The sequence below is a fragment of the Aeromonas sp. 6P genome, assembly GCF_051919525.1.
Lineage (GTDB): Bacteria > Pseudomonadota > Gammaproteobacteria > Enterobacterales > Aeromonadaceae > Aeromonas > Aeromonas veronii.
In genome coordinates this window covers 2,296,547-2,314,019 of record NZ_JBQBEO010000002.1, presented here as the reverse complement: position 1 = coordinate 2,314,019, position 17,473 = coordinate 2,296,547, and the positions used below count along the sequence as shown (strand labels likewise).

Here is a 17,473-nt window from a genome sequence, read left to right as displayed (position 1 = left end):
CAGATTAAGGCATGAGACCGACATTACACCCAAAGCCCCGGCCAGTTGCCGGGGCTTTCTTTAAGGAGCAAAGATGTTGTACCCCATCGCCAGGCATTTCCTGTTCAAACTCAATCCGGAACAGGCTCACGATCTCTCCATGAAATATTTGCCCCGCCTTCTCGGTACGCCACTCGATTGTTTCTTCCGCCAGAATTTGCCGAAACGCCCCGTCACTGTCATGGGGCTTTCTTTTGCCAATCCGGTGGGATTGGCGGCCGGTCTGGATAAAGATGGTGAGTGCATTGACGCGCTGGGCGCCATGGGATTTGGTTTTATCGAAGTCGGTACCGTCACCCCCAGACCCCAAAGCGGTAATGACAAGCCGCGCCTGTTCCGGGTTATTCCGGCAGAGGGGATCATCAACCGGATGGGATTCAACAACAAGGGGGTGGATCATCTGGTGGCCAAGGTAAAAGAGGCCAAATATCAGGGAGTCATCGGCATTAATATCGGCAAAAACAAAGACACTCCCATCGAACAGGGCAAGGATGATTACCTGATCTGCATGGACAAGGTTTATGATCATGCCGGTTATATTGCCGTCAATATCTCTTCCCCCAACACCCCGGGTTTGCGTTCACTGCAATATGGCGAGGCGCTGGATGAATTGCTGGCCGCCCTCAAGGTGCGTCAGCAAGAGCTGGCCGCTCAATATAAAAAGTATGTGCCGCTGGCGGTTAAAATTGCCCCGGATTTAAGCCTTGAAGAAATAGATCAGGTGGCCGCTTCGCTGGTACGAAATGGTATTGATGGGGTTATCGCCACCAATACCACTCTCGAGCGCGAGATGATTTATGACATGCCCCACGCCGGTGAAGCGGGTGGCCTGAGTGGTCGTCCGCTGCAGCACAAGAGTACCGAGGTGATCCGTCATCTGGCCAAGGCGCTCAATGGTGCTCTGCCAATTATCGGGGTGGGTGGTATTGATAGTGCCATGGCCGCCCGTGAAAAATTGGCCGCCGGTGCCAGTCTGGTACAAATTTATAGCGGCTTTATTTATAAAGGGCCGGGGCTGGTCAAAGAGATTGTGACCAATATTTAAGAAATAGATGGCGGAGCCCTTTATTTGACGTTGCTGATTTCCTGCATATGGAATAAAGTCAACTGGTAATTATCAAGTAAGGGCTCCAACATGTTTATCCAACCGACCGATAGCTGGCAATGGCACTACGATGCCCAGAGTGACCGTCTGATGTTGGACCTGTCTGATAACATGTTATTTGCGACCGAGTATAAAGGGCGACAATTGGTGCCCAGCTCGTTTGCGACCCAGCCTTTTTGTGTCGATGATGCCGCCCTCTATTATCAGTTGATGGATAAAGCAGCCGAACTTGAGTGGAGTATTCCGCATCAGGTTCAGTTGGTGCTTAATGCCATCGCGGTCAGTCGTTTTTATAAACCCCTGATGCCGCAAAGCTGGTTTTTTAGTGAACAACATCCGCAAGTGAGCCCGCAAAACGGTGATCTGGTCCTGATGAATACACCCCATGGTAACGGCGAATTTATGGTCATTGAGGCAGGGGAGCAGGCCAGCGTCTGTTTGAACCTCACTGCCGATCTGGTATTGACCACCAGTAAAGCTTTGCCGCGTTTCGGGGTGATCAAGGTGATGAATAACCGGATGAAACCGCGTATTACCGTGACCGAGCAATATCGTCAGGTTAGTTGATATATTTTCATCAATCGTTTTATCTCTGTGATTACACCGCTGCCTGTTTTTACTGTTGTCACCTCAATCGTGCCTCGTTTCTGATACTTCATTGATCCGCGAACATCTTGCCCATTCTGATTGATCTTCATAGTTGTGATCCAGCCTCTCTTGAGGCTTGTTACATCCACTTGCACCACGCAGTATCTTGGTATTCCGTGCTGTAAGCATGGTGCCTCCCTCTAGTTTCGTTCTGCTTGCGTAGTGCCTTCACCTCGCTATCAACACATCACTCACTGCTGCGATTTTCTACATACGACATTTTATGCTTGAAACGAGAGCTATTCTCACCTACTTTTTGTTATAACATAACAAAATGGAGTTGCTATGAAGCCTCATATTCATCCTGATTATCGTTTGGTGCTGTTCCATGACACGGCGGCAGATGCCTTTTTCCTGGTAGGTTCAACCATCAAGAGCGATCGCCGCTATACGTGGCAAGATGGGAAGGAGTATCCCTACGTATCGCTCGATGTTTCCAGCCAGTCGCACTCGTTCTATACCGGCAAGCAGAAGCAGGTATCGAGCGAGGGGAGTGTGGCCCGTTTCAACAAGCGCTTTGGCGCATTTTCAAGCAAGAAGGAGTCCTGAATGCAGGTCGTCTGTTCACTCAAATCCGCACGGGCGCGTCATCCCGATTGTCAGTTGGTGCGCCGTCGGGGCAAATTGTTCGTGATTTGCAAAAGCAATCCCCGTTTCAAGGCTCGCATGAAGTGATCCGCTAAATGATGTCTGGCCCCATGATCTCGCTATCGGGTAGTCATGGGGCCTTTTACCTTTTCACCATCTATCAATCTGTTTCCATCCTGCTGTTTGCGCCGACTTTTGCATGCTCCAGCCCGCCTGATGAGGTATAATGCGGCACTATTTTTATGGGTTCCCCGTGAGCGTGATGAAAGAATTTTTTGCAACCTGCCCCAAGGGGCTGGAAAACCTGTTGGCCGACGAGCTGACCAATCTGGGTGCAGAGCAGGTCCGTGAGACCGTGGCTGGCGTCCACTTCAAAGGCGAACTGGCGGTAGGCTACAAGGCCTGTCTCTGGAGCCGTCTGGCTTCCCGCATCGTACTGGTGCTCTCCGAATTCCAGATGAACGACGATCTGGATCTCTATCTGGGCGCCCACACCATCCCCTGGGAAGAGCACTTCTCCGGCACCGCCACCATTGCGGTGGACTTTACCGGTACCAACGCCTCCATTCGCAATACCCAATATGGCGCGTTGAAAATCAAGGATGCCATCGTCGACCGCTTCACCAAGCGCGGTCACGTGCGTCCGGACGTGGACAAAAAGTCGCCGGATATTCGCATCATGGCGCACCTGGGCAAGGGCAAGGCCAATATCACGCTGGACTTGTCAGGCCCGGCACTGCACCAGCGTTTCTATCGTCAAGGCACAGGTGAAGCACCGCTCAAAGAGAACCTGGCCTGCGCCATGATTGCCCGTAGCGGCTGGGCCGGTGAGCCCATGATGGACCCGATGTGCGGTTCCGGTACCTTGCTGATTGAAGCGGCCTTTATTGCCGCCGACATGGCACCGGCGCTGCGCCGCGAGCGCTTCGGTTTCGATCGCTGGCTGCAGCACGATAGCGAGCTGTGGCAAAGCCTGATGATGGAAGCGCAAGTACGTGCCAAACGCGGCATGCAGCGTTGCGAAGTAAAACTGTTTGGTTGTGATGCCGACCAGCGTGTGCTGCTCAAAGCCCGTGATAACGCCAAAGCGGCCGGTGTGGCTCACCTGATTACCTTCAAGCAGGCCGATGTCTCCAAGCTGGAAAACCCGCTGCCGATGCCTGCCCCTGTTGAAGGGGAAGCAGGTCAAGGAGAGGCCCGCCAGGTCGGTATGCTCATTTCCAACCCGCCTTACGGCGAGCGTCTTGGCGAATTCCCGGCGCTGCTGGAAGTGCATCAGGCCCTCGGCGATGCCCTGCGTCGCAGCTTCCAGGGTTGGAAAGTCTCCATTCTGTCCGCATCCCCGAGCTGCTCAGCTGTCTGCGCCTGCGCGCCGACAAGCAATATCGCCTGTTCAACGGCGCCCTCGAGTGTCAGCTGCGCAATTATCAAATCGCACTGGACTCCGTGGCTTCCCAGAAAGAGGTGGCGCAGGACTTTGCCAACCGTCTGCGCAAGAATCTGAAAACCCTCGAGAAGTGGGCCAACAAAGAGGGCATCGATTGCTATCGCATCTATGATGCCGACTTGCCGGAATACAACGCCGCCATCGACCGCTATCAGGACTATCTGGTGGTGCAAGAGTATGCCGCGCCCAAGGACATTCCCGCCCAGAAGACCCGTCAGCGTCTGCTCGACATGGTTCAGGCCGCCATCAAGGTGACCGGGATGGACGGCGAGAAGGTGATCCTGAAGGTGCGCGAGCGTCAGGAAGGTAAACAGCAATATCAGAAGCTCTCCGAAGAGCAGCACCGGATGGAAGTGCAGGAGTACGGTGCCCGTCTGTGGGTCAACCTCTACGACTATCTGGATACCGGCCTGTTCCTCGACCATCGTCAGACTCGCCGCATGCTGGGTCAGATGGCCAAGGGCAAGCGGTTCCTGAACCTGTTTGCCTACACCGGCAGTGCCACCGTGCACGCAGGTCTTGGCGGTGCCAGCGAGACCACCACGGTGGACATGTCCCACACCTACCTGAACTGGGCGCAGGACAACATGCGTCTCAACTCGCTGGTGGGCCGTCAGCACAAGTTTGTCCAGGCCGATTGCCTGAAGTGGTTGTCTGAAGCCGATGATAAGTACGACCTTATCTTCATCGATCCGCCCACCTTCTCCAACTCCAAGCGGATGGACGAGAGCTTCGACGTACAGCGCGATCACCTGCTGCTGATGCAGCACCTGAAGCGCCTGCTGGCGGCGGACGGCACTCTGGTCTTCTCCAACAACAAGCGTCACTTCAAGATGGATCTGGCCGGTCTCGAGGCCACTGGTCTCAAGGCCCAGAATATCACCCAGAAGACGCGGCCGAAGGATTTCGAGCGCAACCAGCACATCCACAACTGCTGGATCATCACCCATGCGCCGGAGCAAGGCGAGGCGTGATGCTGACCCTGTTTCATACCGACGGTTGCCACCTGTGCGAGCAGGCTTGGGCGCTGGTGGAGGAGGCAGGCCTTGCCGCTACCACCCGTCAGTGCGACATCATGGATGATGAGCTGTGGCTTGCCGCCTATCGGGTGCGCATTCCGGTGCTGCGTGACGAAGCAGGCCGCGAGCTCGGTTGGCCCTTCACACTGGCCGAGCTAAAAAGCTGGGCCGCCCGTCAGGGGTGAGAGTGATTTGACGATAAAACGGGGGCAGACCCAGTCTGCTGCCCGTTTTTTTCATATGAAATAAGGAACACACATGGCTCTTTTAACATTGCACGGCGCATGTCTGTCGTTCAGTGATTTCCCGCTGCTCGACAATGCCGAATTGACCATCGAGCGGGGCGAGCGCCTCTGTCTGGTTGGCCGCAACGGGGCGGGCAAGTCCACCCTGATGAAGGTCATTGCCAGCGAATTGCCGCTGGACGACGGGCGTCTGGTGCTGCAACAAGATTTGAAAGTGACCCGCCTTGAGCAGGATCCGCCTGCTTCCAGCGAGCTGACGGTGTTTGACTATGCCGCCGAAGGGCTGGCGGGGGTAGGGGAGCTGCTCAAGCAGTACCATCACATCTCCATGGAGCTGGCGAGCGATCCGTCAGATGCCAATATTCGCAAGATGAGCGAGTTGCAAGAGCAGCTCGACTATCAGAACGGCTGGCAGTTCGAGACCCGTATCAGCCAGGTGTTGACCCTGCTGGGGCTGGATCCTGACGTGACCCTCGATAGCCTCTCCGGTGGCTGGCTGCGCAAAGTGGCGCTGGCCCGTGCGCTGGCTTGCGATCCCGACTTGTTGCTGCTCGATGAGCCGACCAACCACCTGGATATCGAGGCCATCAACTGGCTGGAAGATTTCCTCAAGGATTTTCGCGGCGCCATCGTCTTTATCTCTCACGATCGGGAGTTTATCCACAAGCTGGCAACCCGGATCATCGATCTCGATCGCGGCGCCATCACCTCTTGGCCGGGTAACTACGACGAGTACCTGCAGGGGAAAGAGGAGTGGCTGCGGGTCGAAGAGCTGAAAAATGCCGAGTTCGACCGCAAGTTGGCGCAGGAAGAGGTGTGGGTGCGTCAGGGTATCAAGGCTCGCCGTACCCGTAACGAAGGCCGGGTGCGCGCCCTTGAGGCAATGCGCATGGAGCGCAGCCAGCGCCGCGAGCTGCAGGGCAAGGCCAAGTTGCAACTGGATGAAGTCAATCGCTCCGGCAAACTGGTGTTCGAGACTGAGGGGCTGGGGCTGGACTTTGGCGATCGCACCCTGTTCAAGGGGCTCGATCTGCAAGTGCTGCGCGGCGACAAGATTGCGCTGGTCGGCCCCAATGGCTGCGGTAAATCGACCCTGATCAAGCTGTTGCTGGGTCAGCTTGAGCCAACCCGTGGCACCGTCAAGGGGGGCACCAATCTGGAGGTGGCCTACTTCGATCAGTACCGCGAGCAGCTTGATCCCGAGCAGACGGTGGTGGACAACGTCGGGGAAGGCAAGCAGGAGGTGATGGTGCGTGGCCGCTCCCGTCATATCCTCGGTTACCTGCAGGACTTCCTGTTCGAGCCCAAGCGGGCCCGTACGCCGGTCAAGGCGCTCTCCGGTGGCGAGAAGAACCGGCTGCTGCTGGCCAAGCTGTTCCTTAAACCCAGCAACCTGCTGATCCTCGACGAACCGACCAACGATCTGGATGTGGAAACCCTGGAGCTGCTGGAAGAGCTGCTTTCCGACTACCCCGGCACCCTGCTGCTGGTCAGTCACGATCGTCGCTTCATCGACAACACAGTGACCGGCTGCTGGCTGTTTGAAGGGGATGGCCGCATCAGCGATTACGTGGGTGGTTACGCCGACATGATGGCGACCCGCGAACAGCAGAACGCTCAACAACAGGCCAAGAGTGCAACGGTCAAGGCGCCCGAGCCGGTCGTTGCCGCCGCGCCAGAAGCGCCGAAGAAAAGCAAGAAGCTCTCCTACAAGCTGCAGCTTGAACTGGAAGGGTTGCCTGCTCGTCTTGAGCAGCTGGAAGCCGAGCTGGATGCGCTGCAAAGCGAGATCAACCAGCCCGGGTTCTTCTCGCTGCCGGCAGATAAAACCCAGCCGAAACTGGATGCGCTCAATGCCGCTGAAGCCGCGCTGGAGCAGGCATTTGCTCGCTGGGAAGAGCTGGAAGGACTCAAAAATCAGGAGTAAGTTCCCTGTAATTAAAACTTAATCCAGTTCAGTGCCTTGTGTCACATAGCCCAGTTAGGGTGGAAGTTTTTGTTTGACCCAGTGCGCTCGCAGGAGTAAAGATGAAAGCGACCGATGCAGAATTGGTCGCTTTTTTTGTTCCACGAAGAGGGTCGTAGATGATGAAGAGACAGAAGCGGGACCGTCTGGAAAGAGCTCGTGCTCGTGGTTATCAGGCTGGCGTGGTCGGCAAACAGAAAGAAGCGTGTCCGTATCAATGCCTGGATGCCCGAGGGCATTGGCTTGGTGGTTGGCGTGACGCCATGGAAGGGCGGGGCTCAGGCCTCTTCATGAAGTAGCAGCTACTTCATCACTCATTACAAAAGGAAAGGGGCCGTTGTGGCCCCTTTGCGTTAATGCTGTTTCACCACCAATCAGAGAGATCAGAATGCGGTGGTATCTTTGAACAGGCCCACTTTCAGGTCGGTGGCGCTGTAGATCGGACGGCCGTCGACTTCGACCACACCATCAGCAATCCCCATCACCAGCTTGCGGTTGATGACGCGCTTGAAGGTGATCTTGTAGGTTACTTTCTTGGCAGTCGGCAGGATCTGGCCGGTGAATTTCACTTCGCCCACGCCCAGAGCACGACCCTTGCCGGGGCCACCTTTCCAGCCAAGGAAGAAGCCAACCAGCTGCCACATGGCGTCCAGACCGAGACAGCCAGGCATCACAGGATCACCCGGGAAGTGGCAATCGAAGAACCAGAGATCCGGAGTAATGTCGAGCTCAGCCAGGATCTCGCCCTTGCCGTGTTCGCCGCCGTTGTCATTGATCTTGACGATGCGGTCCATCATCAACATGTTGGGGGCAGGCAGCTGACTGTTACCCTCACCAAACAGTTCGCCACGGCTGCAAGCCAGCAGCTCTTCACGGGTAAAAGAGTTCTTGCCCTGTTCGCACAGGGAAAGGCGGGCTTCCATGGTGGTATTGTCTACGGTCACGCGGTATTTCCTTCAAATGGGTCAAAGCCGGGCCAATTTAGCTTACAGTTGTTCGCTAAACAACTCCGATCACTTCATCAGCGGCCAAACAGGCGCCCCAGCAGGGATCGCAGCAGTCCGACTTTGGCAGTGGAGCCGTTCAACTCGTCCAACCGCTCCTGAATACGGCCAAACAGGGTATCGGGCATATCAGGCTCACCGGCGACACAGCCAGTGAGCAACTCGATGGCCTCTTCCACATGATCCACCGGGTGGATGTGGAACTGGCCTGCTTCAACCGCTGCAATCACCTCGTCAGAGAGGTTCAGCTGCTGGATGTTGGTGCCCGGCAAAATGATCCCTTGCTTGCCGGTGATGCCGTGGATTTTGCACACCCGGAAGAAGCCTTCAATCTTCTCGTTGACGCCACCAACGGCCTGCACATTGCCAAACTGATCGACCGCACCGGTCACGGCGAAGTGCTGATAGATAGGCTGGCGGGCGAGGGCAGAGAGCAGGGCACACAAGCCGGTCAGGGATGCACTGTCGCCATCAATTTCGTGGTAAGACTGCTCAAACACCAGATTGGCCGACAGGGGGGAGGGGTTCTCTGCGCCAAATTTGTTGGAGAGATAGCCGTGGATAATCATCATCGCCTTGGCGTGGATATGACCGGCCAGCTCCGCTTTGCGCTCGATATCCGCCACATCGCCATCACCAAGGTGTACGGTCGCGGTGAGGCGCACCGGCTCACCGAAATCATAAGGGTGACCGGAGACCTGAATGACCGATAGGCCGTTGATCTGCCCAATCTCTTCGCCATCGGTTTGCAGCAGGATCTGGCCGTCGATAACCCCTTGATCGGACTGCTCAACCAGATAGTTGAGGCGGTAATCCTGCTCCTCCAGTGCGCCACGGATATGCTCGTCGGTGACCACCTCGGCTCCCAGCTCCCGGGCCAGACTGTCAGCCATCCGCATGATGGCGGAGAGTTGCACTTCGGAGAGCGACAACCACTCCTGATGGTCACAGAGGCGGCTGGCATGGCGACAAAGGGCGGCGAGGGCGGCTGGCGTGAAGTCCAGCAGGCTCCAGCGCTGGCGCAGCCAAGCCAGGTACTGCAGAAATTCCTGCAGACCCTCTTCAATATTCACCTCTGACACCAGATCCGCGCGCAGGAAGATGCGCTCGGACATATCCCGATCCAGCATCTGGAACTCGGCCACGTCCAGTCGGTCACCGACCAGGATCAGCTTGAGCTTGATGGGGGTCGCTTCAGGCGCGAAGAAGGGGGTCAGGGTTTTCCCTTCCTGATAGGCGTTCCAGTCCAGCTCGCCTTTTTGCATGGCATTTTTCAGCTTGAACCAGAGGTGTGGCTGATCCAGCAGCTCATCCAGTTGCAAAATGAGGTAACCGCCGTTGGCTTCGCGCAGCAAGCCGGGCTCCAAAAGGTGCTGGTTGGCATAGACAGAGCCTTGCTCGGTCTGGTAATTGATGGAGCCAAATAGGGTATCCCAGTTGAGATCACGGCCATAAATCACCGGCGCTTCCTGCGCTTCGTGGTGGATCAGCAGATTGATCAGAATGGGGTGCTGGAACTCCAGACCCAATGCCACGTGAGCCGCCAGATCGGAGAGGAAATCATCGATTTTCGGATCATTGTTCTGCTTGCGCATGATGCGGGTCACGATGCGTTCGGCATCGAGATGGTGGCTCAACAGCTTGAGCAGCTCGCCAACCATTTCGCAAAACTCGACGCCGGTGCCCGGTTGCAGGCGCAGCCAGATAGGTTTGTAGGGGTTGTTCAGATTCTCGGTGTAGCAGAGATCAAACAGGTCACCGTCCTTGCCATTGGAGTCGGCAATCAGCGTCTGGCAAACGCCTTCGTAATCTGCGCCGGGGAACCCGTTGAGCAGCATGACCGGACAGTCACCATCAAAACTGGCAAGACGTTTGATGCCGGAAATGGCTCTGGGTTGCAGCGCAGCAAAGGGGATAGGTTCAAGCTCGCTAAGCTTGGGGAACTGTTCAATCGCAAAAGCGGGTTTTAATTGTTCTGATGTTAATTCAGCCACTTAAGACATCCGGTCGAAGATAGGATCAATTGTTGCCATTATACACAGTTCAATAAGTGGTGACAGGAAACAAGATACTTGATTTAACATAATATACATTATGCGCAGTGTTGTCTGGCCCGTGGCTGGGGGTCAGGAACATAGCTACCGCAAGGGCTACAGCCGTGCCTGTACCTTTTGTGTACTTCGCTAAAATGTCATACCAAGCGCGTTTTAGCTCGGGATTGGTTTCCCTGACTGCGGCCAGATTTAGCAGTACTTCTTGCACGTCCAGGCCGATCTCTTCGGCAATCTTTTTTGCAGTCGCATCAGTGAGTTGCGACTTTCCTTTGTTCACCGCAGAGATATAGGAAGTGGTAAATCCCAAGTCTGCGGCGACTTCCTGCAACTGGCTGTACTTTTTGGCCCTCATGTAGGCTTGAATCAGCGTATTCGAGTCCATCTTTTTGTCTCCTGAGTGGTTAGACAATCGGCCCATCATACCGATTTTGGCAAAAAACGGCTTGTTCCCATTCAACAATTCGTATGATTGAATCAATTCAACAAATCATTTGAATGCATGAACCATGACCCACTTTAGCCCACAAAACCTTGATCTGCCTGCTCTCATTGAGCGAAAGGTTTATTGGCAGGCTGAACCGACTGGCGATCTCTCCGCCTGCATCGCGGGTCAGGTTGAGATGTTTCGGGATCTGCATGAGCTGCGGGTCTATCTGTCTATGACGTACCCCGATACCGTGTTCGAGCTGGTCGAAGTGACCGAGGACACCTGGCAAGGGTTCTACGACCAGGGAGTCTTTTTCGATGACTGGTCATAACTCCGTGATGCCGATAAATAGCGTTATCGGCACCAAAACCCTGATCGACTATCTGTCCTTTACCTGGGCGCCGACCGAACTGCGCCAGATGACCGAGCTTGCCAAACAAGGTGCGCTCTTGAAGGCTATTCCGCGCTTTGACACCCAGGTAAAGGCCCTGCAAGCCGCTTTCTCTGAGCCTCCTGTCGAGGGTCTGCGTTACCTGTGGAAGCGTCCGGTCGGCTTCGCTCCCCTCACCCACTTCGACAAGGTGTCAGAACGGCTGTGCAACAAAGCCGAACGTCTGGGCGCAACCCCTGCCCCTACTGTGGCGCGTGTCTACGACAAGGCCACCGAGCGGTTGAGCCTTAAGGGTGTAGCCAAGTCCCCTGCCCCCGTCTTTACCCCTTCCATGACCGAAATGATGGAGCGGGCTTTGCACTCTAACTACCGATCTCGGGCCGATATGCGCAAAGAGCTAAAGGCTGTCTGCGCATCCCTGCTCAAGTTCTCCCAGTTCGAAGTTGTCGAGGGTGCCAAGTATTGGGAAGCCTACAACGATTTGATCGACTGCTACGGGGTGCAGTTCCTGGATGCCCTGTGCTGTTCCGAGATCGAGCTGTGGCTGGAAGAACTGAACACCAAGATCGGGGTGCCTATCCCTGAGCCTCGTTTCACTATGCGCCCTCGCCGCTCCGGTCTGCATGGTTACGCCAACTCGGCCGACCTGCTGTGTGATGGCCTCCCCTGTGGCCTGATTGGTTGGGGTGCTGCCAACCACGGTTGCATGGTCAGTTTCTCCGGCGTGGGTTGTGCCGCCCTCGATATGCAGGCTTTGCACTCTGTTATCTCTCACATCCCATCTGTTCGCATCACGCGGGTGGATCTTGCCCTGGATGACTACAGCGGTGAGGTGATCAGTTATCAGGGCGCGATTGATGGTGCCCAGGCTGGTGAGTTTCACCCAGAGCGGGGCCGTGCTCCGGCGTGGATGAAAATCGAATCCGGTGAGTTCGTCATATCCGAGATTGCCAAGGGCATCGTAAAGCGGTTTGGCATGGCACCGACCAAGGGCTGTTCTTTTTATGTGGGCAGCCGGATCAACGGTAAATGTGCTCGGGTATACGAAAAGGGTAAACAGATGCAATCGGCAGAGAACCCAAATTGGGTACGCGCCGAAGGCGAGTTACACAATAAGGATCGTGTTATTCCGCTGGATGTCCTGGTAAACCCAGATCCCTATTTCGCGGGGATGTATCCGCAATTTGCTAAATGGCTTGATGCTATTAAGCAGTCGGAATCTGTTCCGGTACGGGTGACCACCTTTAAAAACAAGTTCAAGACCAGTCGGGACAATGCGGTTTTCCATATGTCTCGGATGGCGGGCCGCCTTGTTAATTGGTTAGCAAGTGTTGAGGGGCTCGCCCCTGAAACGATTGTTCACCAATTAACAGCGCATCTTAAAGAAGATGATATTCCGGCGCGGTTAAGAATGCCGCTACCACCCGAGTTTATATCGGGTGAGCATTGTTTAGTTTCGACCTAAAAAATAGGTTCTTCAACGAGGTTAATATTATGTCCCTGCTCACTGGTGTTCTGGTAACTCGTGTTACTCATGGTTATGGTGTGTCCCGTAAATCCGGCGCTCCTGTGCCTTATGATTTTGCCCAGGTGGAATACCTGGCTCCGGCAAACAACGTCAACAAGCCTGAGTGCAATATCCACTCCTGGGGTTATGAGGTTCGCCAATTGGCCCTTCGTAATGACGCTGCGACTATTAAAGAAATGGCCGACTGTCCCAAGCTGGTCGCTATTGATCTTGTCCTGGAAGCCGATCCCCAGAATCCGACCCGAAATGTGGTTGTTGGCTTCCAGCCTAACAAAAAGCCGGTATAACCGCCGCGCACCGAGGAGGAGGAGCGAGAGCGCGCAGCGAGCGACGACGAGGGCGCGATAATGCTTTGTCTAGATATTACCTCCGAAGGATATGCTCGATTATCCGAGGGGGATTCCTGCGAATATGTGCTCCTGACTGTTCAGGAGCATAACAAGTTAACGGATATATCGAGCTGGTTTGAGTTCGATAAATCCACCGTAACCGTAGCCTTTGGTTTTGGATTAGCCATCTGGGTTGTCGGTTTAAAATTGGGCGCTGTTGCCCGTGTTATTGTTGGTGCAAAAAGAGGATAAATAAAAATGAAAAACGTATCAGGCTTGTTCCGTAACGGTTGTATCGCTGCTGTGGCCTCTCTCTCTGCGATGGGTGTTGCCCATGCTGCTGGTGAAGGTGGTACTGCTGCCGCTGCGGGTGCTGCGCTCGATACCGCGCTGTCAGACGTTAACGCCACCTCTCCCAAGGTGATGCTGGTCGTTGCTGCGGTGGTTGGTGTCGGGATCCTGGTCAGCCTTATTCGCAAGGCTTAAACCATGTCCCTGCTTATCGGGACGCTCTGGTTTTTGTTCTTTGTCGAGGGATGGCGAACATCCTTTTCAATCTAAGGCGGCTTCGGTCGCCTTTTTTTATATTGGGGGCTGTGTGCGCATAGGTTGGCTTTTATTGTTATTTCCATCGCTGGCATTTGCTATTGCGGGTTGTCCTGTCGGTGTGCAATTGGGTAGTGTGACGATGGCAACGCCCTTACCTGTCTGTCTTAAATTTGAAGGTTCGGATCTCGGGGGTTGTCAGGTTAATTGCAAGGGTGTTTGTGTCGAGTTGCCTTTGAATAACACCAAGGGGCCAGTAGAAACCACTGGGGTGGCGTGTAAGTTGTCAGATAATGGCAGTGGTAACGGCGATTCAGATGGCAGTGGTAATACGCCAGGTGAAGGCCCTTCCGGAACTAAACCGATAGATGGCTGGCTTAATTTTGAGCCCGTTATTGGTGACGCCACCGGAACATCTGTTTCGGGTGCTGTTGCCAAGTTGAATAAAAACTTGGGTGTTGCTCTGCGTCAAGTTGTAGAAAGCACTAAGTCAGATACAGCCAATCTCAATTCTATCGCTCATAATGCAGAGTCATTTTCTCGGGATATGAAAGATGCGCTTTATCATATAAAGCAATCATCAAGCGAATTATCTCATGTTAATGGCAATCTTGGCGGTGTGGCTGCTGCTCTTAGTACCACTAGGGATTATTTGCAATCTATAGATGCGAAGTTGAACAATCTTGGCTCTGGTTCTTCTGGTGGCGTTCCTTCTTCTGTTGCGTCTGACGTTGCTGGTATTTCCTCAATGATGGGTGCCTCTTTAAATATGATGTCCAGTATTCAGGGCAACACAAACGGTCTCAATAATAAGCTTGACGACATTTCTGGAAATACTAAGGCAACCTCTTATTTTGCCAAGGATATGAAAACCTCGCTTGAGAATATCGAGCGTTCCCTGGGGGGTGGTTCTGGTTCTGGTTCTGGTGGTGGTTCTTCTAATTGGAGTAACTCGGATATCGCATCTGTTGTTGAAAGTGCCGCAACGACTGCAAACCAATCTGAGCAACAGACGTATGTTTTGCAAGATATGCGCACTGCTCTTGAGATTATGGCCGAGAAGGCTGGCAACGGTAATGGTAGTGGTGACGGTAGCGGTGAAGGTTCTGGCGTTGATTATTCTAAGATGCCTGGATCATCTTCCAACCCTCTTTCTGTCGGTGATGCTGATTATAAATCTGCCTGTTCAGGGGATAACTGTTTCTTTGATGTTCCTGGTATGGAAAAAAAGTTGGCCGAAACAAACAAATCCCTGGCTGATAAATACACCTCCATCACCGAGGATGTGAAACAGGTGTTTTCCTTTAACCTCACTGGCTCTGCTGACCCGATGGAGTGTTTGGATCTATTCACGCACCAGGGAAAGGAATACACCGTCTGTCCGCCATCTGGTGATTACTGGAAAACCCTGGCGGCGTTGATGCTGTTTATTTTCTACTTTGTGGCTCTGATGATTATCTTTAAGAGGTGATGGCATGGAATGGCTTGGTGAGTTTTTTAATTCGTTCTTTAACGATATATACCAACTGGCAGTACAGTTTGCCGCTTGGTTTGCCGTGCGAATGGCTGTGCAATGGGTCGAGTTTAAATTGTTCCTGCTGACGTTTACCTGGGACGTTGCCAGGGAAGTGCTATTGAACATCCATTTCAGTGAATTACTGTCCTCGTCCTTCAATTCATTGCCGCCCAGTGTTCGGGGGATATTGCTATACCTGCATTTTGATAAAGGTCTGGCGATACTTTCCCAGGCATTTGTCACCCGCTTCATGCTCAACATGATGGGGTGGTAAATGTCTATCAAGATCCACCACGGCGCCCCAGGCTCTTACAAGTCGTCAGGGGCCATTCATACCGATGTACTGCCCGCCATCAAGGCAGGCCGCCACATCATCACCAACGTTCGCGGGTTCACCGCCGAGCGTTGCCGGGAGGTACTGGGTAAGGCTGTTCCTGAGAGCTTCCAGGTAACGTATATCGAAACCGAATCCCAGGACGGGCGGGATCATTTCGCTCGCTTCTATCATTGGGCTCCCAAAGGGGCTTTCTTCCTGGTCGATGAGGTACAACGGATCTTTCCGCCTTCTTGGCGCCAGAGTGATTTAGACCGCCTGGATTATCCAGGTGGGCCGGATGTGGCGAAAGAAGATGGCCGACCCGAAACAATAGACGTGGCTTTTGATATGCACCGTCACCACAACTGGGATTTCGTCTTTACTACCCCGAACATCAAAAAGGTTCACGCCGTTATTCGTGCCGCTGCTGAAACTGCAATCCGCCATACCAATATGGGCCTCCTGGGCATTGGGGGCCGCTATAAGACGGTTTTGCATCTGGCTGATAACAGCGGGTCGTCCATGTCCGATGTATTGCAAGCAAAGCCATTCAATAAGGTGCCGAAGTATGTTTTCAAACTCTACGACTCAACTACAACAGGTAAGGTCTCGGATACAATCGCGGGTAGCTCGATACTCCGAGATCCTAAAATACTTTTTTTTCTGGCAGTTATGGGGGTATGTATCTTCTTTGGCTTCATTAAGCCTGAGTATATCGACAAGCCTAACAAGGCCCCTGCGCCCTCTCCTACCGCTGTTCCGGCTCCTGGGGAGGTGGGTGATACGTCCAGTGCTGGGGTACGTCCTGGCGGCGCTCCTGCTTCGGCTCCTGGCGGGGTTCTTTCTGTAGGGCCGTTCGCGGGACACAAGCTGATCATCAGTTGCCATGTGCTGGTAAAGGATGAACGGGGATCATATCGGGTCGAGTATTGTTTCGCCCTGCGCAAGGGTGACGATGTTCAGCCAGTCTATAGCGATGATTGGCCGGATGAGCTTGCCAGGGTGGATGCGGTGAGCGGTTGCCATGCTGTAGTGAAGTACCAGGGCAAGCATGTTGACGTTTATTGTGATCCAGAAGGTGACGCCCTACGCCGTAAATACAATGCGGCCCTCTTTGCTGGCAGTGATGCCAAAAACAAAACAGGTGATGACCGGACATAGTATGTTAGATGATGCTTCCACATTGTGCTCCATTTGAGTTATGTTCATCCGTTAACGTAACATCTTTGGAGGTTCTATGGAGCATTCTGTGAAGTGGTATTCCGTACAAGTGTTATATACGGATCGAGTTCCTTTTTCTCTTTTTGGTGAACTTGAAAAGGGAGGTCTATTTATCTCCGCTGGCGGACGTCTTTGTAGTAGGCATGCAGCTGCTTACCTCGAGAGCGAGCATCTTGCTGAAACCTATATATCAGCGCTGGTAAAACGTAGGAAGAAACTTGATCCAAATTTTACAGCTAGAGCTGTTTTGATATCATCTAATCATAGTATGTACCGCAATCTTATCGTCAGAGATACATTTAAGGTTAGTGATAAATTAACATCTTGGGGTATTTGTATTTAATATTTTATAGGTTTGATATGATTGATATTCAAAGTGTGTTTTATGGTGTTTGTGGTCTATTGGCTGCCATTGCAATTACGCAACCAAAATTTTATGTCAAATATGCTAATTATTTATTGGTTGCTGCTTTCTTTAATATGATTTTGGTTTTGGCTGTTACATTATTAGCTCTTGTTGTTGCCAATGAGGCTGGAGAGTACAGAGACGGAATAAATTTATTTGCCAGGCATTTTTCTGAGTTCTTATTAAAGGTTGATAATTATCAAGCTGTGTCATATATGGCCTTGTTATTTATTGCATGGGGTAACCTATTGGTTTTGTCGAAGTTAATGGGTAAATATGAGGATGGCATTAAAAATAGAGAGGCGGATGATCGAATATAAGTTTACTGGTCTGTCAATGCGTCATGCGGTTATTTATGTTAAATACTATTCAGTGTGTCGCATTTCTACTGGGCTGGCGAGGTGTTTGTGTTTCATGGCGAAGCCATAGAAGCGCAACCCTCGCGCTTACCCCGAGAGCTCATGTCTCCAAGCGCGGCGCCCGCCGTTAGGCGGCTCTGAACTTTCCCGAGAATGACCCTCCTCCCCCTTCCCTGCTAAACCAGTCTTTAATGCCCCAGGCAGAGCGACCAGTCGGAAGGGTTGAGGAAGGAGCGCAGCGAGGACGAGACCCTGTAGGCTGTAGGGCGCGCCTGGTGACGACCTTTTCTTCCTGTCGAAGACAAAATTTTGCTAAGGT

Annotated in this window: 19 protein-coding genes and 1 pseudogene; 17 read left to right on the top strand and 3 right to left on the bottom strand. The window is 53.3% G+C overall.

Annotated features, from left to right (window positions below; all coding sequences use genetic code 11):
• Positions 1-73: 73 nt before the first annotated feature.
• The 8 genes and pseudogenes from pyrD (at position 74) to rmf (ending at position 7,356) form a co-directional block, all read left to right on the top strand.
• Positions 74-1,084: a quinone-dependent dihydroorotate dehydrogenase gene (gene pyrD, locus ACTG2J_RS10885; RefSeq protein WP_005336601.1), complete on the top strand. Its 1,011-nt coding sequence runs from the start codon at positions 74-76 to the stop codon at positions 1,082-1,084.
• 90 nt (positions 1,085-1,174) lie between these two features.
• Entirely contained in the window at positions 1,175-1,711 is a 537-nt protein-coding gene (locus ACTG2J_RS10880; RefSeq protein WP_201937840.1) for a cell division protein ZapC, read from the top strand.
• A 366-nt stretch (positions 1,712-2,077) separates the two neighbouring features.
• A complete protein-coding gene (locus tag ACTG2J_RS10875; RefSeq protein ID WP_005336598.1) occupies positions 2,078-2,341 on the top strand; it encodes a type B 50S ribosomal protein L31 in 264 nt (87 codons plus the stop codon).
• The gene (ykgO, locus tag ACTG2J_RS10870) at positions 2,342-2,467 is read left to right on the top strand and encodes a type B 50S ribosomal protein L36 (RefSeq protein ID WP_005336596.1); all 126 of its coding nucleotides are present in this window, start codon (positions 2,342-2,344) and stop codon (positions 2,465-2,467) included.
• A gap of 139 nt (positions 2,468-2,606) precedes the next feature.
• Positions 2,607-4,801, top strand: a pseudogene (rlmKL, locus tag ACTG2J_RS10865) (bifunctional 23S rRNA (guanine(2069)-N(7))-methyltransferase RlmK/23S rRNA (guanine(2445)-N(2))-methyltransferase RlmL).
• Positions 4,801-5,031 (top strand): glutaredoxin family protein, encoded by a 231-nt coding sequence (locus tag ACTG2J_RS10860; protein WP_127005603.1) that lies wholly within the window; start codon positions 4,801-4,803, stop codon positions 5,029-5,031. The pseudogene rlmKL and the gene ACTG2J_RS10860 overlap by 1 nt, the downstream one beginning before the upstream one ends.
• Before the next feature lie 73 nt (positions 5,032-5,104).
• Positions 5,105-7,018 carry an ATP-binding cassette ATPase Uup gene (uup, locus tag ACTG2J_RS10855; RefSeq protein WP_179903896.1) on the top strand — a complete coding sequence of 638 codons (1,914 nt, stop codon included), beginning with the start codon at positions 5,105-5,107 and terminating at the stop codon, positions 7,016-7,018.
• Positions 7,019-7,176: 158 nt separating this feature from the next.
• Positions 7,177-7,356, top strand: coding sequence for a ribosome modulation factor (rmf, locus tag ACTG2J_RS10850; protein ID WP_005315693.1), 180 nt, complete (start codon positions 7,177-7,179; stop codon positions 7,354-7,356).
• An 84-nt stretch (positions 7,357-7,440) separates the two neighbouring features.
• On the opposite strand, the gene fabA is transcribed toward rmf, so the two are convergent.
• The 3 genes from fabA to ACTG2J_RS10835 form a co-directional block, all read right to left on the bottom strand.
• Positions 7,441-8,001 carry a 3-hydroxyacyl-[acyl-carrier-protein] dehydratase FabA gene (fabA, locus tag ACTG2J_RS10845; RefSeq protein WP_005336586.1) on the bottom strand — a complete coding sequence of 187 codons (561 nt, stop codon included), beginning with the start codon at positions 7,999-8,001 and terminating at the stop codon, positions 7,441-7,443.
• A gap of 77 nt (positions 8,002-8,078) precedes the next feature.
• A complete protein-coding gene (locus tag ACTG2J_RS10840) occupies positions 8,079-10,055 on the bottom strand; it encodes a Lon protease family protein (protein ID WP_439997480.1) in 1,977 nt (658 codons plus the stop codon).
• Between the two features lie 49 nt (positions 10,056-10,104).
• Entirely contained in the window at positions 10,105-10,497 is a 393-nt protein-coding gene (locus tag ACTG2J_RS10835; protein WP_167569712.1) for a helix-turn-helix domain-containing protein, read from the bottom strand.
• A 124-nt stretch (positions 10,498-10,621) separates the two neighbouring features.
• Between ACTG2J_RS10835 and ACTG2J_RS10830 the strand changes: the two genes are divergently transcribed.
• The 9 genes from ACTG2J_RS10830 (at position 10,622) to ACTG2J_RS10790 (ending at position 17,115) form a co-directional block, all read left to right on the top strand.
• The gene (locus ACTG2J_RS10830; RefSeq protein WP_069526815.1) at positions 10,622-10,873 is read left to right on the top strand and encodes a hypothetical protein; all 252 of its coding nucleotides are present in this window, start codon (positions 10,622-10,624) and stop codon (positions 10,871-10,873) included.
• The gene (locus ACTG2J_RS10825) at positions 10,860-12,398 is read left to right on the top strand and encodes a replication initiation factor domain-containing protein (RefSeq protein ID WP_411240981.1); all 1,539 of its coding nucleotides are present in this window, start codon (positions 10,860-10,862) and stop codon (positions 12,396-12,398) included. The genes ACTG2J_RS10830 and ACTG2J_RS10825 overlap by 14 nt, the downstream gene beginning before the upstream one ends.
• A gap of 29 nt (positions 12,399-12,427) precedes the next feature.
• A complete protein-coding gene (locus ACTG2J_RS10820; protein ID WP_023583768.1) occupies positions 12,428-12,748 on the top strand; it encodes a hypothetical protein in 321 nt (106 codons plus the stop codon).
• A 300-nt stretch (positions 12,749-13,048) separates the two neighbouring features.
• The gene (locus ACTG2J_RS10815) at positions 13,049-13,276 is read left to right on the top strand and encodes a Flexible pilin (protein ID WP_129504056.1); all 228 of its coding nucleotides are present in this window, start codon (positions 13,049-13,051) and stop codon (positions 13,274-13,276) included.
• Positions 13,277-13,388: 112 nt separating this feature from the next.
• Positions 13,389-14,807: a hypothetical protein gene (locus ACTG2J_RS10810; RefSeq protein WP_439997479.1), complete on the top strand. Its 1,419-nt coding sequence runs from the start codon at positions 13,389-13,391 to the stop codon at positions 14,805-14,807.
• A 4-nt stretch (positions 14,808-14,811) separates the two neighbouring features.
• Positions 14,812-15,126, top strand: coding sequence for a DUF2523 family protein (locus ACTG2J_RS10805; protein ID WP_129504058.1), 315 nt, complete (start codon positions 14,812-14,814; stop codon positions 15,124-15,126).
• A complete protein-coding gene (locus ACTG2J_RS10800; protein ID WP_439997478.1) occupies positions 15,127-16,329 on the top strand; it encodes a zonular occludens toxin family protein in 1,203 nt (400 codons plus the stop codon).
• A gap of 88 nt (positions 16,330-16,417) precedes the next feature.
• Positions 16,418-16,732, top strand: coding sequence for a hypothetical protein (locus ACTG2J_RS10795; RefSeq protein WP_439997477.1), 315 nt, complete (start codon positions 16,418-16,420; stop codon positions 16,730-16,732).
• 17 nt (positions 16,733-16,749) lie between these two features.
• Complete coding sequence (locus ACTG2J_RS10790) at positions 16,750-17,115, top strand: hypothetical protein (RefSeq protein WP_439997476.1); 366 nt, start codon at positions 16,750-16,752, stop codon at positions 17,113-17,115.
• Positions 17,116-17,473: the final 358 nt, after the last annotated feature.